The organism is Actinomadura kijaniata NBRC 14229, assembly GCF_001552175.1.
Lineage (GTDB): Bacteria > Actinomycetota > Actinomycetes > Streptosporangiales > Streptosporangiaceae > Spirillospora > Spirillospora kijaniata.
Genome location: NZ_BCQR01000045.1, coordinates 52,400 through 70,107 on the forward strand (window position 1 = coordinate 52,400; position 17,708 = coordinate 70,107).

At 73.5% G+C, this 17,708-nt stretch carries 12 protein-coding genes; 10 read left to right on the forward strand and 2 right to left on the reverse strand.

Annotated elements, in window-relative coordinates; translation table 11 throughout:
- Positions 1–24: 24 nt before the first annotated feature.
- Positions 25–738, reverse strand: coding sequence for a J domain-containing protein (locus tag AKI01S_RS16300; protein ID WP_067817605.1), 714 nt, complete (start codon positions 736–738; stop codon positions 25–27).
- Between the two features lie 160 nt (positions 739–898).
- Here AKI01S_RS16300 and AKI01S_RS16305 point away from each other — a divergent pair, with 160 nt between their 5' ends.
- The 7 genes from AKI01S_RS16305 (at position 899) to AKI01S_RS16335 (ending at position 13,858) form a co-directional block, all read left to right on the forward strand.
- Positions 899–1,282, forward strand: a complete 384-nt coding sequence (locus AKI01S_RS16305; protein WP_067817607.1) for a CU044_2847 family protein — start codon at positions 899–901, stop codon at positions 1,280–1,282.
- Positions 1,283–1,288: 6 nt separating this feature from the next.
- Complete coding sequence (locus tag AKI01S_RS16310; protein WP_067817610.1) at positions 1,289–2,935, forward strand: VMAP-C domain-containing protein; 1,647 nt, start codon at positions 1,289–1,291, stop codon at positions 2,933–2,935.
- 4 nt (positions 2,936–2,939) lie between these two features.
- Positions 2,940–3,908: an AAA family ATPase gene (locus AKI01S_RS16315; RefSeq protein WP_067817614.1), complete on the forward strand. Its 969-nt coding sequence runs from the start codon at positions 2,940–2,942 to the stop codon at positions 3,906–3,908.
- Positions 3,898–10,767 carry an SAV_2336 N-terminal domain-related protein gene (locus AKI01S_RS16320; protein ID WP_067817617.1) on the forward strand — a complete coding sequence of 2,290 codons (6,870 nt, stop codon included), beginning with the start codon at positions 3,898–3,900 and terminating at the stop codon, positions 10,765–10,767. Before AKI01S_RS16315 ends, AKI01S_RS16320 begins: the two co-directional genes overlap by 11 nt.
- Positions 10,768–10,813: 46 nt before the next feature.
- A complete protein-coding gene (locus tag AKI01S_RS16325) occupies positions 10,814–11,386 on the forward strand; it encodes a TetR/AcrR family transcriptional regulator (protein ID WP_067817619.1) in 573 nt (190 codons plus the stop codon).
- A gap of 102 nt (positions 11,387–11,488) precedes the next feature.
- Complete coding sequence (locus AKI01S_RS16330) at positions 11,489–12,667, forward strand: Cmx/CmrA family chloramphenicol efflux MFS transporter (RefSeq protein ID WP_067817648.1); 1,179 nt, start codon at positions 11,489–11,491, stop codon at positions 12,665–12,667.
- A 3-nt stretch (positions 12,668–12,670) separates the two neighbouring features.
- Positions 12,671–13,858 carry a Cmx/CmrA family chloramphenicol efflux MFS transporter gene (locus AKI01S_RS16335; protein WP_067817622.1) on the forward strand — a complete coding sequence of 396 codons (1,188 nt, stop codon included), beginning with the start codon at positions 12,671–12,673 and terminating at the stop codon, positions 13,856–13,858.
- A gap of 93 nt (positions 13,859–13,951) precedes the next feature.
- Here AKI01S_RS16335 and AKI01S_RS16340 read toward each other — a convergent pair whose 3' ends face one another.
- Positions 13,952–16,012 carry a M6 family metalloprotease domain-containing protein gene (locus AKI01S_RS16340; RefSeq protein ID WP_067817625.1) on the reverse strand — a complete coding sequence of 687 codons (2,061 nt, stop codon included), beginning with the start codon at positions 16,010–16,012 and terminating at the stop codon, positions 13,952–13,954.
- 217 nt (positions 16,013–16,229) lie between these two features.
- Here AKI01S_RS16340 and AKI01S_RS16345 point away from each other — a divergent pair, with 217 nt between their 5' ends.
- The 3 genes from AKI01S_RS16345 to AKI01S_RS16355 form a co-directional block, all read left to right on the forward strand.
- The gene (locus tag AKI01S_RS16345; protein WP_067817628.1) at positions 16,230–16,631 is read left to right on the forward strand and encodes a hypothetical protein; all 402 of its coding nucleotides are present in this window, start codon (positions 16,230–16,232) and stop codon (positions 16,629–16,631) included.
- A 62-nt stretch (positions 16,632–16,693) separates the two neighbouring features.
- Positions 16,694–17,260: a TetR/AcrR family transcriptional regulator gene (locus AKI01S_RS16350; protein ID WP_067817631.1), complete on the forward strand. Its 567-nt coding sequence runs from the start codon at positions 16,694–16,696 to the stop codon at positions 17,258–17,260.
- A 95-nt stretch (positions 17,261–17,355) separates the two neighbouring features.
- On the forward strand, positions 17,356–17,708 hold a 353-nt coding region (locus AKI01S_RS16355), incomplete at its 3' end, for an MFS transporter (protein WP_157419873.1).

Sequence of the window (17,708 nt, forward strand, 5' to 3'; positions counted from 1 at the left end):
GCGCGCGGTCACGGGACGGCGCGGTCACGGGACTGCGCGGCCCAGGGTCGCGCGCGCCCTGGGGTCTTCGGGGCCGAACATCACCCCCAGGGACTCGGCCCCGATGGTGATCCCGACGGTGTCGCCCCGGCAGCCGCGGGCGGGCGCGTTGACGACCTCGCGGAACTCCACGTAGGAGTCGTCCCCGTCGCGCGGGGTCAGGGTGCTGGTGCAGCCGGCGTCCAGGTAGACGGCGGTGCCGTGCCCCTCACCGGCCTTGAACGTGAAGCGGACCCGGCCGCCGGTCGCGGCGCCCGCGTCTTCCAGCCTGCCCTCCCACGTCCCGACCAGGCCCCGGGGGATCGAAGGCTCCTGCTTCCACGCGTAGGCGGTGACCGCCGACACGCAGGCGGCCAGCGCGAACAGGTACCCGACGAGCACGACCAGCAGCACTCCCCCGCCCTTGCTGGGCCGGAACGTCCCCGAGGGCTTGGGGGCGGCCGCGCCGGCGGCGGGGCGGACGGCGCGCTGCCGGTCGTAGGCCTCGCGGTCCCGCAGCAGGACGTCGCGGGCGGTCTTCAGCAGGTGGAGGCGGCGGCCCGCCTCGGTGTGGGCCGCCGGTTCCGGGCTGGCGTCGGGGTGGACGGCGCGGACCCGGAGGGCGAACGCCCGGCGGATCGCCCGTTCGTCGGCGTCGTCGGGAACGCCGAGCAGTTCGTAGGCGTCGTGGCCGTCCAGTTCGCGGTAGGCGTCGTCCATCCCGGTCTCCGAGCACGGGGAGGGCGTGCGGATCTCGCGCGCCCTCGCCCGAGGGTATTGCCCCGCTCCGTCCGCGACTGACCGTCAACGGCCAGCGCGACCGTTGTCACCCGCGTTGTTGGCGATCTTGTTAGATTGCTGCGGAACGGGAGGGGGCCGCGTGGGCAAGCTGGTGCGCTGGGAGACCGACCAGGGGCCGGTCGTCGTCGAGTTGTCGGCGAACGAGCCGGGGTTCGTGGGGGTCTCCCGGATCGACGACGTCCTGTTCGAGGCCAAGGGCAGGCTCGAGGACGCCATGCGGGGCGTGCGCGCCGCCGCCCAGACCGCGTTGCTGGGGCTGCGCGAGGGGATGGACCGGCCCGACCAGATCGAGCTGGAGTTCGGCGTGAAGTTCAACGCCGCCGCCGGGGCCGTCATCGCCAAGACCTCCATGGAGGGGCAGATGAAGGTGAAGCTCACCTGGGGCGCGCCCGTCCAGCAGGTCGAGGTCGAGACCGGCAGCGGCGCCGGGGCCACCGGGAATGAGGCCGGGAACGGGGCCTGACCGCGCATGGGCGGAGGGGAATGGCACGCCTGGGTCGAGGCCGGTCCCAGCCGGGGGGCCGCGTTCCTGGTCACCCCGAGCAAGCTGCTGACCTGCGCTCATGTCGTGCAGGGATGTGCGGAGGCCCGGGTCGGCCTCGCCGATCTGCCGCCGCTGACGGCCCGGGTCCGCCGGTGCGGCGACTGGACGCGGCAGAACGACCCCGGCGACGTGGCGGTCCTGGAGCTCCCCCACGAGGTGGGGCCGGACCCGGCGGAGATGGCCGCGCCCGACGCGCTGCTCGACCCGCGAACCTGGCACAGCGACCTGCGCGTCTACGGGTTCCCCGGCTCCGACCGGCAGATCCGGTACGCGACCGTGCGGACCGCCTCCGACATGGTGCAGCACCGGGAGTGGTGGCAGGTCCGTGCCCAGTACGGCGACCGGCTCGAGGCCGGTTACAGCGGCGGCGCGGTCTACGACCCCTACAGCGGCCGGGTCGTCGGGATGCTCACCGACGCCGACCCCGACGATCCCGACGACGAGCGCAGGCGCGGCGCCGTCGGCCGCATGCTGCCGATCGGGACGCTGCGCCGGTACTGGGAGGAGCTCGACGACCACCTGCCGCTGACATGGCTGGACGCGACGGCCCGCCGCGAGCTGCGCCGGGCCCTGGCCGGGCTGCCCGCCGACCCGGCCGCCGCCGCGCGCGTGCTGGACCTGCCGCCGACCCGGCCGCTGCGGTCGGCGTGGGACGCCGCCCGGTACATCGCCGAGGGGTTCGACGAGGAACGCCTCGCGCGTTACCTGGCGGCGTTGTCCCCGGACGTCCCACGGCTGGCCGGATGGCGGCGACGGCACCTGCCCGCGCCGGAGCGCACCGGCCGCGCCGAGCCCGCCTCGATCATCGTGCGGCTGGAGCGCATGACCCACGGCCACGACGTCACCGTGCAGACCTGGATCGACGGCGCGCCCGGCCCCTCCGGGGACACCGTGCGGGTCTCCGCCGAGAAGGACGTGCGGCAGGCGGTCGAGCGGAGCGTCGAGGCCATCGGCCCCGTCGTCGACGACCGGCCCGACCTCGACTGGATGATCGAGTTCGCGGTCCCGGCGAACTGGCTGGGCAAGCCGTTCGAGGACTGGTACCTCAACCGGGGCCGGCGGCTGCGGATGCGCGGCTACCCGGTGGTCGTGCGGGACGTGACGCGGCTGCGGCCCGAGCCGTTCCTGCGCGACCAGGCGCGGCGCCGCTGGAAGCGGCTGCGCGACCCCGGCAACCCCTACCAGGTGGACTGCCGCCCGCCCGCGCCGGGCGCCTTCCGCGACCTGCTGGAGGCCCATGACCACCTGGGCCTGCTGGTGTACGGGTCGTCGCCGGGCCGCGCGCACCTGAAAGCCGCGCTCGACCTGGCCGTTCCGGTGATGCTGTGGCCGCGCGGCAGGTGCACCGACGCCGACCACGCGGACTGCGCCGGGCACCGGACGCGCCGCACGCTGGTCGGGCGCGTCGCGGGCGTCGACCCCGGCGGCCTGCCCGGCGCGGTCCACGAACTGCGCCGCGAGGCCCTGCGCCACAAGGCGCTGGGCTGCGGGCCGCACTGCGGCGACGCGCTGACCCTGCTGTGGGACGACCCGTCCCGGCTGCCCGACCCCCCGCTCGCCATGGAGGTGTGAGCCGGTGTCCGACTGGCTGATCTACACCGGGAACGCCCGGGAACCGCACGACGGCGTCGACCGGCTGCCGCCGCCCCCGCCGTGGCGGGCGTTCGACGGGGGGCCGCCGCTGCCCGTCCCCGACGGCGACTCCGGCAACCGGCACCAGGCGACCGCCTACCGGCCGTCCGACGACGCCGTCCGGCAGGTCAACGCCGCCCTCTACCTGCGGCGGCCGCTGCTGGTGACCGGCCCGCCCGGCACCGGCAAGTCCACCCTCGCCTACGCGGTCGCCCACGAACTGCGCCTCGGTCCCGTCCTGCACTGGCCGATCACCAGCCGCGCCACGCTGCGCGACGGCCTCTACCAGTACGACCCGCTGACCCGCCTGTACGCGGCGAGCAGGGAGACCGGCACCGACGACATCGGCCGTTACATCCGCCTCGGCGCGCTCGGCACCGCGCTGCTCCCGCACGACCGGCCCCGCGTCCTGCTCGTCGACGAGATCGACAAGAGCGACATCGACCTGCCCAACGACCTGCTCACCATCTTCGAGAAGGGCGAGTACGAGATCCCGGAGCTGGCCCGGCTCGCCGAGCCGACCGCCGACGTGCTGACCGCCGACACCGGCGGCGCGCGCGTCACCGTGACCGGCGGGCGGGTGCGCTGCGCGGCGTTCCCCCTGGTGGTGATGACCAGCAACGGCGAACGCGAGTTCCCGCCCGCGTTCCTGCGCCGCTGCGTCACGCTGGAGCTGCGCCAGCCGTCCGACGAACGCGAGCTGGCCGCGATCGTCCGCGAGCACCTGGGCGACCTGGCCGACCGGAGCGAGGACCTGGTGCGGCGGTTCCTGGCGCGCGCGGCGAACGGCACCCTGGCGACCGACCAGCTCCTCAACGCCGTCTACCTGTGCCGCCACGCCGACGCCGCCGACCGCCACGACCTGGCCGACCGGCTGATGCCGTACCTGACCGGCACCGCCGATGACGATTGACCGCCTCCGCGACGCGCTGGGCTCGCTCGGCCCGCCGCCGGACGCGGTCGAGCTGAGCGAGATGCTCTGGCTCGCCCACCATCTCGCCCCGGCCCCGGAGCCCGTCCCGGAACCGGGGCCCGCCCCCGCTCCCCCGGCCCCCGGGCCACCGGAGGACACCCGTCCGGAGCCGCGCCGGGACCCCGTTCCCGAGCCGCGCGAGCCGGAGCGGCCCCGGGCCCTGCACCCGCCCGCCCCGTCGCCGGCACGGGAGGGCGGCGCGGCCCGGGAGATCCTGGTGCCGACCGCGCCGATGCTGACCGACCCGCTCGGAGTCCAGCGCGCGCTGCGGCCGCTGAAACGCCGCGTCCCCTCCCGCCGCCTGCGCGAGCTGGACGAGGAGGCGACGGCGGCGCACATCGCCGAAACCCGCATCGCCCACGCCCGCCGGTGGCTGCCGGTGCTGGCCCCGGCGCTGGAACGCTGGCTGAGCCTGGTCCTGGTCGTGGACACGGGCCCGACCATGAGGCTGTGGCGCCCGCTGGCCCGCGAACTGACCGAGGTGCTGCTGCGGCAGGGCGCGTTCCACGACATCCGCGTCACGTACCTGCGCGGGTCCGGCCACGTCTCCACGACGCCCGACGGTTCCCCGCGCGCCCCGGCGACCCTGCTGGACCCGACCGGCCGCCAGGCGGTGCTGGTGCTGTCGGACTGCTCCGGCCCGCACTGGTGGGACGGCCGGGCCCCGGCCGCGGTCCGCCGCTGGGCCGCGACGGGCCCGACCGCGATCCTGAACCCCCTCCCCGAACGCCTGTGGCGGCGCTCGGCCGCCCCCACGACCCCCGGCCTGGCGCATCTGCCGCGACCGGGCCTGCCCAACGCGGACCTGCGGTTCGCGCCGTTCGACGGCGACGAGCCACCGGACCTGCCCGTGCCGGTGCTGGAGATCGCGCCGCGCTGGCTGTCGGACTGGGCGTACCTGGTGGCGGGCTCGGAGCCCCGGCCGGTCGCCTGCGCGGCGTTCCCGGCCGCGCCCCCGGCGGCCCCGGTCCACCGCGAGCACCGCCTCCCCGTGGAGGAACGCGTCCGCCGCTTCCTGGCCGCCGCGTCTCCGGGCGCGGCGGAACTGGCGGCCCACGCGGCGGTCGCGGTCCCGTCGCTGCCGGTGCTCCGCCTGATCCAACACCGCGTCCTGGGCCGCTCGGGTCCGAGCCAGCTTGCGGAGGTGCTGCTCAGCGGCCTGCTGCGGCCGGTGGACGACCACTACGAGTTCGTGGACGGGGCCCGCGAGGCGCTGCTGGCCGCGCTCCCCCGCCCCGAGGCCCTGCACACCCGCAACGTCCTGAACGCGATCTCCGCCGAGATCACGCGCCGCGCGGGCACGGCGACCGAGACGTTCCCGGCGTTGCTGAGAGCGGAGGACGGCGACCGCCTCCTCCCGGCCGACGGCCGGAAGTTCGCGTTCCTGAGCCCCGAGGCCCAAACATTTCTGGACCGCCGCACCCCACCCCGCCCCGTCGACGACGTACCGGACCTGCTGGAGTTGAACGAGGTCACCGAGCCGGACGCGTTCCCCGCCGCCTGGGAACGGCGCCCCCGCCGCCCGGTGATCGGGCTGGACCACGAGGGACGGCCACTCGTCTTCGACCCCTTCGTCTCAGGGGGCGTCGGTTCACACGGCGTGGTGTTCGGAGAGCCGGAGGACCGGAGCGCCCTGGTGCGCTCGATCGTGTTGGCACTGGCCGCGTCCTACTCTCCCTCCCTGGTCGGTATCACGCTCGGCGGTCTAGGCTTCCAGCCGCTTGGCGCCCCGGTCGGCCTTCCTCCCCATTACATCCGTTCCGGCTCCCTGATCGCCGTCCGCCTAGGGGCACTGGACCCTCTCGCCTCCTGGCTGGAGGCGGAGCTCGACCGGCGGGCGTCACTGCTGGCTGGCAAGGCTCGGCGGTGGCACGACCTCCAGAGTTCGGAGAGCGTGAGCACGGCGGCGCTGCTCGTCGTGCTGGACATTCCGCTCGCGTCGGCACCGGAGAAGGCCAGGCTGCCCTTCGTGCTCGCCCGCGCGGTCGAGGAGGGCCCACGGCTTGGTGTCCACCTGCTCCTCTCCACCGGCGCGATCGACCGGCGTGGACCATGGGGGCGGATAACCGAGCGGCTCCACTGGAGAATCGCCGCGAGCCCGATCCCACGCCCCACCGCGGAACGTCTGTTCGGCGAGCGGGACCTTCCCGGTGTCCTCGGAAACGGCCACGCCTGCCTGGCCATGGGCGACGGCCCTCTCCTCCCGATCAGGGTGGCGGGACAGTCCTCCGTATCGGAACTGACAGCGCTCACCGCACAGATGAAGGCGCACGCCACCCCCGCCGTGATGGAACCGGATTCCACGCGGCAGCCCCCGGCCGTCGTGCCGCCGCGCCTGCTCGACCTGCTGGACCCGCCGTTCCCGGCGTCGTGGGAGCGGGATGGCGGCGGGGAGCTGGCGGTTCCGCTGGGAACGGCGGAAGACGGGTCGCCGGTCCGGCTCCCCCTCGACCTCGGCAGGCCGCGCCCCCACGGCGGAGCGATCCACGGCGGTTCGCGCGACGGACGCCTGCTGATGCTGCGCACCTTCGTGCTGGGGCTCGCGCTCACCCACCGGCCCGGCCCGCTGAGGTTCGTGTTCGCCGACTGCTCCGTCGGCGGTGCGTTCATCGGGCTGGGCAGCCTGCCGCACGTCGCGTTGGCGGTCCATGCGGACGGCCCCGACTCGCCGCTCATGGATCAACTCGCCACCGCCCTCGTCGACGAGTTGGAGCACCGGTCAGCGGCCACGGCACCGCACGACACGTTGATCATCGTGATCGACGGCGTCGGTCCGCTGCTTCGAGAGCGCCCCCTACTGGAGGCGGCCCTGAGCCGGATCGCCGCCGAGGGGCCGTCCCGCGGAATGCACCTCGTGCTCTGCTCGGAGGAGTCCCCGGAACAGGCCGCACCCGCCGTCGCCGGGGAACTCGCCTGGCGGATCGAGACGGGCGACGACGGCCACGACACACTGCGAGGATTCCGTAGTTTCGGACGTTTCCGGCGCGCGGAGATCTCGTTGGACGCCGCCCTCCCGCTCGTCGAGGAGATGAACCGGCTCGGGGACCGGGTCCCGCAACTCCCCTGGCCCGCGCCCGCCCGAACGATCGGCTTCCCCGATCTCCTGACCATGGCGGGGTCCCCGCCACTCTCCTGGTCGGACGATGAGCCGGAATCGCTCTCACAGCCGCTCCTCGGCAGAGGTGAGTTCGGCGCGGAGGTGAGGTTGGCCGGTTTCCCCGGCAGCGGGACGATCCAGGGCGGGCCGCAGGCGGCGCGGCGGCACATGTTGCGCACGATCCTGTTCGGTCTCGCGCTCGCCCACTCGCCGCGCGGGGTCAACTTCGTCTTCGCCGACACGTCCGAACGCGCCTTCATCGGTCTGGAGAAGCTGCCGCACATCACCGAGGCGGCCTACGGTCTGTCCGCCGACTCGTCGCGCACGGAGCGGCTGCGCTCGGTTCTCGCGTTCGAACTGGACCAGCGTGCGCTCCCCTCCCGCGACGCACCACCGCACCTGGTGATCGTGCTGGACGACGCCACCGTGCTCACCGCCGACCCGGACCTGCGCGAACTCCTGCTCCAGATCGCGCGGACCGGCGCGGAGGACGGCGTTCACCTGATCCTGTCCAGCGAGGAGGAGCCACCGCCCGAGTTCGCGGCGGCGATGACCTGGGCGATCAAGGTGGACGCCAACGTCCCGTACCACGACGAACTGCGCCTCCCGGGCGGAGCGGTCACGCACTTCCAGCGGGCTCACGTGTCGTCCAGCGACTGCGCCCCGCTCATCGCGGAGATGAACCGGCGCGGCCTCCGTGGACCGGAGAGGGCGCCGACGTTGGGAGCGATGCTCGGTCTCGCGGACGAGGTCACGTTCTCGGCGGAGTTGGCGAGGCTGCGGGGCGCTCCCCCGCGCGTCACCCCCGTCGGACGGGACGGGAACCTCATCGGGCCGGATCCGCTGCGGCACGGGCTGGTGGTCGGGGCCGACGACGCCCGGCTCGCGACGCTGCGGGCCATCCTGCTCGGGCAGTTGCTCATGCATCCACCAGGTCGGTTCGGGGTCGTCCTGGTCGGGGTCCACCAGGAGCCGTTCTCTCCGCTGACGACCCTCGACCGCGTCATCAGGATCGATCCCCGGTCGCACGACGCGGCGTCGCTGCGGTCCCTGTTCGCCCGGATGCACCTGGAGACGCCGGAACGCCTGCTGGTCGTGATCGATGAGAGCACGATGTGGCCGCCCGAGTGGCCTCCGTTGTCCGAGCTGCTGGACGGCCCCACGACGAAGGGCGTTGGACGCGCCCGGGTCGCCGTCGTCATGGGGGTCGGTTCGGCCGACCGGCTCCCCATCGAGATCATCGGCCGGGTGCGGTGGCGGATCGACCGGCCCGGCCCCTCCGGCCGGGGGCTGCTGCGCGCGGCCGACATGCCGCCGCTCGACTTCGACGCCCTGCGCGACGACCCTCTGGAGACCGAGACCCTGGTGCGGCGGCTCGCCGCCCACGACGCCCCGGTCTGGCCGCCCCGAGCCCCCGTGCCGACGCTGACGGCGTTGAACGGGCACACCGCCGACGACGACTTCCTCGACAACTGGGTCGCCTCGGGGAGCCCGGTCATCGGTGTGGACCCCGAGGGGCGAACGGTGGCGTTGGACCCGTTCGCCGAGCGGGCCCACGGGCTCGTCGTCGGGACCGACGCCGAGCGCCAGGAAACCGTGGCGTCCCTCGTGCTCGCGCTCGCCCTCAACCGCTCCCCCGACGACCAGATCGTCTTCGCGGGCGGTCTGGGGGAGCACCCGTTGGGCCGGCATGTGCGGTTCCCCCATGTCGAGGAGTCGGTCCAAGGGCTGCTCGACTTCTCCGGTGTGCTGCTACCGGATTTCCTCGGTCGGATCACGGCCGAGTTGGAGGAGCGGGCGCAACTGCTGCGGGAGGCCGGAGCCAGGTCGTGGACCGAGTACCGCGAACAGCGCGGTGGACGTTCGGCTCCCCTGCTGCTCGTCGTGGTCGATCTGTCGGCGGATCTGCCGAGCGAACGCCACGACCTGGTCGACACGCTGCTGCGGGTCGCCCAGCGCGGCGCGAACCTGGGCGTGTGCCTGGTCGTCGGCGTGGCAACGGTGAGCAGGCGCCCCGAGTGGGACCGGCTCCTCCGGCTGCTGCGCTGGCGGATCGTCGCGAGCCCGCTGCCCGCCGAGGTGAACCAGCGAGCGCTGCGGCGGGGACGCGCGGACTTTCCCGAAGGTGAGCGGAGCGCGTACCTGCTGCGGCCCGACGGCTCGGGCGCGTTCCGCTACCGGAAGCCGGCGCAGCCGTCCGACGACGAACTGGACGACCTCGCCGCGCGCATGAACGAGCACGTCAGGCGTCCCCGGCTGCTCAACCCCGAGGATGAGAACGCGCAGGCCGACGTCCCCGACATGCTGGAGCTGAACCTCCGGGACAGCGCCATGGAAGAGCCCGCGCTCGCCCTGCTCGGCGTCGACCGCGCCGGGGACGCGGTCGGCGTTCCGATCACCCCCTATCGCGGCCAGCGGATCTACGGACAGGTCAACGGACCGGCCAGGGCCCGCCGTCACCTGATGCGGAAGATCCTGCTGGGGACGGCCGTCGCCTTCTCCCCCTCGGAGGTCGTGTTCGCCCAGCTCGGGATTCCGGCGCGGTTGAGCGACCAGGCGTCCCCCGCTCCGCACGTCGCCCTGGCCGAGCCCGACTGGAGCGACGGCGCGTGGGAACGGTTCTCGGAAGCGGTCCGGGCCGAGCTCGACCGGAGGGATGCGCTGCTGCGCGACTCGGGGCACGGTTCCTGGGGAGAGCTGCGGGCGGCCACCGGTGAGGCCGGTCCCTACCTGGTCGTCGCGGTCCATCTTCCCGACGCCTCCATCTCCCCCCTTGAGATCCGCGCTTTGCTCGACCGGACGGTCGACACGAGCGGTCGGCTCGGCGTTTTCCTGCTGCTGTCGGCTCCGCATTCGTACGGTCCCCTGGAGGCGCCCCTCTCCTGGCGGATCGGCGCGGGAGAGCGGGAGGCCGTCCTTCACGACATCACCGGGGAGAGCGCCCTCTTCCAGATCGCGCGCTGGCCGCGTCCCGCCGAGTTCGCCGAGCGGCTCGACCGGGGCGGGCGGCGGGCGACCCCCCTCGCCCCACCGGAGCCGGATCCCGCGCCGCGCCTGCGGGTCGGGAGCGGGGAGAGCAACGGCGAGCCGGTCCTCGTGGACTTCGACACCGATCCGCACCTGGTCGTCGTCGCCCCGCACGGCGCCCGCACCGCTCGCCTGCTGGACGCGTTCATCGCCGATGTCGTCGCGGCATCCGGCGCCGATGAGGTCTTCGTCGGCGTCCTGGACCCGGAGCGGCGGCTGTCGGAGCGCGACGGCGTCACCTACGCGCACACCCCGCAGGAGATCAGGGATCTGGTGATGAGCGTCGGGCAGCGGGCGCACGACCGGATGCCCTCCACCCCTGACAGCGAGCACGTCACCCCGGAGATCCCCGACCAGTCCGGGCCCGACTTCTACCTGTTCGTCGCCGACCAGCAGCTTCTGCCCGACGTGCTGGACGTGCTGGACCCCATGATCGGGCGGGAGATCTGGTCGCGGCTGCACCTGGTCGTCGCGCGGGAGGCGTCGCCGTCCGGGACCATCCTGGGGTACGGCATGGAGCGGTTGCACCGGATCGGGGCACCGGCGGTGTTCATGGCCGGTAGCGGAGGGGCCGAGGCCGAGTTGTGGCAGGCGACACCGCCCGTAGGAAATGATCGGGCCGTTCTGGCGCGGGATGGGGAGCAGCGGGTCGTCCGGCTCCGGGCGGACGGCTGAGCACCGTATTGCAACGACCAGTCCAAAACATGCTACCGTCAGGATCATGGCGAGGCCGCGGAAGTTCGACGAGGAGCGGGCCGTGGAGGCCGCGATGCGGGCCTTCTGGGCCGCCGGGTACGAGGCCACCTCCACCGAGGACCTGTGCCGGGCGACCGGGCTCGGGCGCAGCAGCATCTACAACACCTTCAGGAGCAAGCACGACCTGTTCGAGAAGGCGCTGCGGCACTACATCTCCGTCAAGAACGCCCAGCTCTTCGAGAGGCTGGAGAGCGGGGTCCCGGTCCGGGAGATGGTCCGGGGCATGTTCGACGGGATCATCGCGGAGGAGACCGAGGACGGGCTCGGCTGCCTGGTCGTCAACACCATGATCGAGCTCGCGCCCCGCGACCCCGCGATCGCCGGGGAGCTCCGCCGGGACTATGAGCGGCGGCTGATCGCCCTGCGGGACACCTTCGCGGCCGCGCAGCGCGCCGGGGAGATCGGCCCGGACAGGGACCCGACGGCGCTGGCGCACTTCGTCATCTCGACGGTGTCGGGGATGCGGACGGTCGCGCGGGCCGGGGGCGGCAAGGACGCGCTGGAGGGCATCGCGGACTCGGCGATGAACGCGCTGTAGGCGGACGCGCCGCGACGGCGCGGCGGCGGCGCGCACCGCGCGCGTCGCCTTTTTCACGGACTTGTTTTGTACTGATCGATTCAAAACTGGGAGGTGTCGACCATGCCGCTGGCGGTGTACGTGCTGGGGTTGTCGATCTTCGCGCAGGGGACCTCGGAGCTGATGCTCGCCGGGCTGCTCCCCCAGATGGCCACCGACCTCGGGGTCTCGGTGCCCGATGTCGGGCTGCTGATCTCGGCGTTCGCGCTCGGGATGCTGGTGGGGGCTCCGGCGCTGGCGGTCGCGACGCTGCGGTGGCCCCGGCGGAACGCGCTGCTGGCGTTCCTCGCGGTGTTCGTGGTGACGCATGTCGTGGCGGCGTCGACCAGCAGCTACGCGGTGCTGTTCGGGACGCGGATCGTGGGGGCGTTCGTGTACGCGGGGTTCTGGGCCGTGGCCACCACGACCGCGCTCGGGCTGGTGCCGGAGGACCGGCGCGGGCGGGCGATGAGCGTGGTGGCGGGCGGGCTCACCGTCGCGACCGTGGTGGGGCTGCCCGCCGGGACGTTCCTCGGGCAGCACTTCGGCTGGCGGGCCGCGTTCTGGGCCGTCGCGGCGATGTCGCTGCTGGCGATGGCCGGTGTGCTCGCGACCGTGCCGGGCGGCCGTTCGCGGACGCTGCCGAACCTGCGCGACGAGCTGCGCGCCATGGCCAAGGGACGGCTGTGGCTCGCCTACGGCGCGACGGCGCTGACCACCGGCGCGCAGATCGTCACCTTCTCCTACCTGGGCGCGCTGCTGACCGAGACGACCGGGATCGCCGAGCGGTGGGTGCCGGTGGTGCTCGCCGGGTACGGGCTGGGGACGTTCGCCGGGATCACGGTCGGCGGGCGGACGGCGGACCGGCGGCCGTTCGCGACGCTGCTCACCGGGGCCGGGGCGCTGGTGGTGCTGTCGGCGGCGATCGCGCTGACCGCCGGGACCGCCCTCGCGGTGGTGCCGCTGGTGATCCTGCTGGGCGGGTTCGGGTTCGCCATCAACCCCGCGCTCAACACCCGCGTGTTCACCCTGGCCGGGAACGCGCCCACGCTGGCCGCCGCCACCAACTTCTCCTCGTTCAACGTCGGCATCACCGTCGCCCCCTGGCTGGGCGGGCTCGCGATCGACGCGGGCCTGGGCTACCCGTCGGTGGCGTGGATCGGGGCCGGGCTCGGCGTGCTGGCGCTCGCGACGGTGCTGGTCGCGGCGGGCCTGGAACGCCGTCCCGCCCCCGTGCGGGCACTCGTGGCCGAGGGGGTCTGACCGATGCCGTTGGCGATCTACGTGCTGGGCTTCGCGATCTTCGCGCAGGGCACCTCGGAGTTCATGCTCGCCGGACTGCTCCCCGACATGGCCGCCGACCTCGGGGTCTCGGTGCCCGACGCGGGGCTGCTGATCTCGGCGTACGCGTTCGGGATGCTGGTGGGCGCGCCGGTGCTGGCGCTGGCGACGCTGCGGTGGCCGCGCCGCACGTCGCTGCTGGTGTTCCTCGGCGTGTTCGTCGTGGCGCACGTGGTGGGCGCGGTGACGCCCGGGTACGGGGTGCTGTTCGCGTCGCGGCTGGTGGGCGCGGCGGCGTGCGCCGGGTTCTTCGGCGTCGCGACGGTCACGGCGGCGGACCTGGTCCCGGCGAACGCGCGCGGCCGGGCGATGTCGATCGTGATCGGCGGGATCACCGTCGCGACGGTCGCCGGGGTGCCCGCCGGGACGTTCCTCGGCCAGGCCCTGGGCTGGCGGGCGGCGTTCTGGACGGTGGCGGCGCTGTCGGTGGTGGCGGCCGTGGGCGTGGCGGCGACGCTGCCGGGCGGGCGGCCCGCGTCCGGGGCGCCGGGGCTGCGGGCGGAGCTGCGCGGCATGGCGCGTCCGGGCCTGTGGGTGGTCTACGGGACGCAGGCGCTGTCGTTCAGCTCGATGATGGCGACGTTCTCCTACCTGGGCGCGCTGCTGACCGACACCACCGGGCTGCCGGAGGGCTGGACGCCCGCCGTGCTGGCGCTGTTCGGCGTCGGCTCGGTCATCGGGATCGGTGTGGGCGGCCGCGTCGCGGACGCGCGCCCGTTCACGACGCTCACGGTCGGCATGACCGGGGTGATCGTGACCTCGGCGGGCGTGGCGCTGCTGGCCGGGCACGCGTGGGCGGTGGTGCCGCTGGTGTTCCTCATGGGCGCGTTCGGCCTGGCCACGAACCCGGCGACCACCGTCCGCCTGTACGCGAACGTCGGCGAGGCGCGGACGCTGGCGGGCGCGGCGGCGACCTCGGCGTTCAACGTCGGCAACACCCTGGCCCCCTGGCTGGGCGGCCTGGTGATCGGCGCGGGCCTCGGCTACCGCTCCACCGCCTGGGTGGGCGCGGCGATGGCAACGGCCGCCCTGGGAACGGTGGCCCTGGGACGGCTGCTGGACCGGCGCGACGCCGCGTCCCCGGAGCCGGCACCGGAACGCGTCCCCGCCTGAGCCATCGCGCGGGAGGCCCACCGGACGGCGCGTTCCCGCACACGGGAAGGGCCGGGCCCCCACGCGGGGACCCGGCCCGGTCGGCCCGGTGCGTCAGCGGACGCGGCAGGTGCCGGTGTCGGTCCTGGTCGGGTCGCTCTCGGAGGTGGCGCGCAGCGTCACCTTGCCGGTGCGATCCGCCCCGGCCGAGCGCTTGGCCCAGACCTCCACGCGGGTCTCACCGCCGGCCTTCGCCGTGGCGATCTCGTGCGGGAGCCAGGTCTTCCAGCCCGAGCCAGCGACCGTGGCCTTGAGGCGGTAGACGTCGGAGGCGTTGTAGCCGGTGCCGCCCTTGCCGGTGTTGCGCAGGGTCAGCACGCACTTCGACCAACCCTGCGACGCGGCGCGCTGGGCGCCGGAGCCCACCTTCACGCCCCGCCGGTACGGGCCGGAGCCGTCCAGCGAACGGACCGCGACCGTGTACGACAGGATGCCCTTGCGGTCGCGCTTGAGGTTCAGGACGTAGAAGTGCAGGCGGTTGTCCTTGTCGACGTACTCGTACTGGCTGCCGGAGTCCGCGCCCGCGTGGTACAGCGCGTCCGAGAGCTGGCGGTAGTCCCCGATCGTCATCTTGGAGACGGTGCCGTCGGGGTACACGAAGTCCGGCTTGTCGATGTCCTGCGGGTTGGCGTCCTTCACCCAGATGAACGGCGCCTCGTCCTTGTCCTTGGTCTTGGCGAACAGGACGCCCGAGTCCGGGGTGAACGAGTCGAAGCCCATCCGGTCCACGACCTCGACGGTGTAGTTGTCGTAGCCGCCGCCGTCACAGAGCGGGTCCTGCCGCCAGTCGCACTTCGGGCTCCTGTCCCCGCCGGTCAGCTTCAGGTTGATGCCCGCCAGCCCCTTCTTGCCGGGGTCGGCGGCACGCGCCGTCACCTTCGCCACGACCACGCCGGACGAGGCCAGCACCTCGCTGTTGAGCTGGAGGACGTGGTTCGGGTCGACGATGCCGAGCTTGAGCTTGTTGCGCAGCATGTGCTGGGCGCCCATGGACGCGCCGCCGGTCGCCGGGATCATCCACCGGCTGTGCGGGCCGCCGGGGCCGTTGAAGGTGCCCCGGCTCAGCATCTCCCACGGGCCGGAGTAGGCGCGGCGCGGCGGGTTGCCGAACGGGTTGTTGTAGTTGTCCCCGATGCCGAGGATGTGGCTGAACTCGTGGGCGAACACCGCCATGCCGGAGCTCTCGGCCTGGGTGGAGCTGCCGGGGACGGCGTTGGGCCAGTGGCTGGAGCCCGCCTGCCAGGACGTCCAGTCCACGTACCGGGTCTTCACCCAGTTCGGGAGGTTGGCGTCGTTCTCGGGGCCCCACTCGTCGGGGACCTCCTCCTTGGTCTTCCACTTCATCATCCCGAACTCCTGCCAGGTGGAGCTCTCGTCCTGGCCGGCCGTCAGGATGAACACGAAGTCGAACTGCTTGGCGGTCTCCTCGCCCACCTCGGCGATCCACGCGGCGCGGGCGTCCTTGCGGATGTCGCGGCCGCAGGTGTCGCCCTGCGGGCAGCCGGTGCCGCCCTGGAAGGAGTCGATGCCGTACTCGTGGTCCTTGGCGGACATCCGGTAGGCCCCGAACGCCTTCAGGTCCACGCCGTACCGCCCGCCCGAGTCCTCCATCCAGTACTCGTGGAGGGTGTGGCCGTGGTTGAGGGCCTGGGGCTTGTTCAGGAAGTCCTGGTAGAACTGCGCGACCTTCTCCCTCGGCACGTCGCCGACGAGGGAGGGGTTGCCGAACACGGTGGAGTTCTTCTTCTGGGTCACCACGAACGGCTGGTTCGGGTAGTCGACCAGGATGACCGCGCCCTTGAAGTTGCGGACCGATCCCTTCACCGACGGATCGGCCCACCTGGTGCCCGGGATCGGCTTGTAGTCGTCCCAGGTCATGGTGTCGGGCAGCTCGTAGTTCTGCGGGTCCACCGGCCTCGGCTTCCCGGGCGCGGCGAGACTGCGGACCTTCTGGCCCTGCTGCCACGGCTGGGTCTGCGGCCAGTGCCGCATCTGCCAGGGGTTGGGGGTGGGGTCGGGTATCTGCGGCTTCGGCGCCGCGGCGGCCGGACCGGCCGCCAGGCCCGCCAGCAGCAACGCCGCCGCGGGCACCAGGAATCTCTTCGTGATTCGCATGTCTCCCCTGACTCAGGTGATGCCGCGAACGTAGAGATGTCCGGTCGCATGATCAATAGGCGAGATCGACGATCCTGCGCCGAATGTCTGGCAGGAGACGACAGACCGGCGGCGGACCGGGGGGCGGACCAGGGCGTTCGGGCGGTTCCTCCCGGCCCGTGCGGCGATCCGCCCGTTCTGGTTCCCAACCAGGCCGGACAGGGGTAGGAACCCCCGCATGAGCAACAAGACCGTCGCGGAGAAACTCGGCTACAAGCCCGGCTGCACGATCCTGGCGATCAACGCGCCCGACGACTACACCGCGCTGGTGGGCGGGCTGCCGGACGGGGCGGAGCTGTGTTCCGTGCCGCCAGCCGGAGCGGTGCACCTGTTCGCCGCCGACCACCGGGAGCTGGACGCCCACCTGGGGGACGCCATCGCGGCCGTGGAGCCGGGCGGGCTGCTGTGGGTGTCCTATCCGAAGGGCGGGGCCTCCGACATCACCCGCGACAACCTGTGGCCCGCGTTCGTCCCGCACGGGCTGCGGCCGGTCCGGCAGGTGTCGGTGGACGCGCGGTGGTCGGCGATCCGGTTCCGCCCCGAGGGGGACGTGAAGATCAGCACGGACCGGTGGGGCTGACCCTCCCGGGCCGCCGGGCACCGGGACTTGACGGATCCGAGTGTGAGTGGTTTATTACTCACATGACGGACGTTCGCACGAGACAGCTCTCCACCGCCGAGGAGCGGCGCGCCACGGTGCTGCGCACCGCGATCAGCGCGTTCGCGGCCCGCGGCTACTACGGGACGACCACCACCGAGGTCGCCAAGAGCGCGGGGATCTCCCAGGCGTACGTGTACCGCCTGTTCCCCGACAAGGAGGCGCTGTTCGTCGCGGTCGTCGAGCACGTCGGCGCGGTGATCCGCGAGTGCCTGGCCGAGGGCGTCGCCAAGGCCGCCAGCGCCGAGCCCGCGGCGGTCCTGGACGCGATGGGCGAGGCGTACGCGCGGCTCATCGCCGACCGCGAGGTGCTGATGGTGCTGATGCACGCGACCTGCGCGGCCAGCGGCGAGCCGGTGATCCGCGAGGCCGTGCAGCGGATGTACGCGCGGCTGGTGGAGTACGTGCGGGCCGCGTCGGGCGCGGACGACGCGCCGATCCAGCACTTCTTCGCCACCGGCTTCCTGTGCAACGCGACCGTCTCGATCGGCGCGGTCGAGGTCGACGCGCCCTGGACCCGGACCCTGCTGGCGGGCATCCGCCACTACTGACCCCCACCGGTCCGCCCCGACGCGGCGTCGCCTGCGACGCCGCCCCTTTTTCGCCCCAACAGTGAGTGGTCAACCACTCATAGGAGGTTCTCCCGATGTCCGTCCCCCGGCCCCCGCGCGGCGGCCCCGTGCTGGCGGCGCTGGCCACCGCGCAGTTCCTGGTGGTGCTCAGCACCTCGATCGTGAACGTGGCGCTGCCGTCGGTCGCGGCCGGCCTGGACCTGCCGCCCGCCGCGCTGTCCTGGGTGGTCAACGCCTACGTGCTGGCGTTCGGCGCGCTGCTGCTGGTCGGCGGGCGGCTGGCGGACGTGCTGGGGCGGCGGCGCACGTTCGCCGCCGGGATGACGCTGCTCGCGGTGGCGTCGCTGGCGGCGGGCCTGGCCCCGAACGCGGCGCTGCTGGTCGCGGCGCGGGCCGCGCAGGGCGCCGGGGCGGCGCTGCTGGCCCC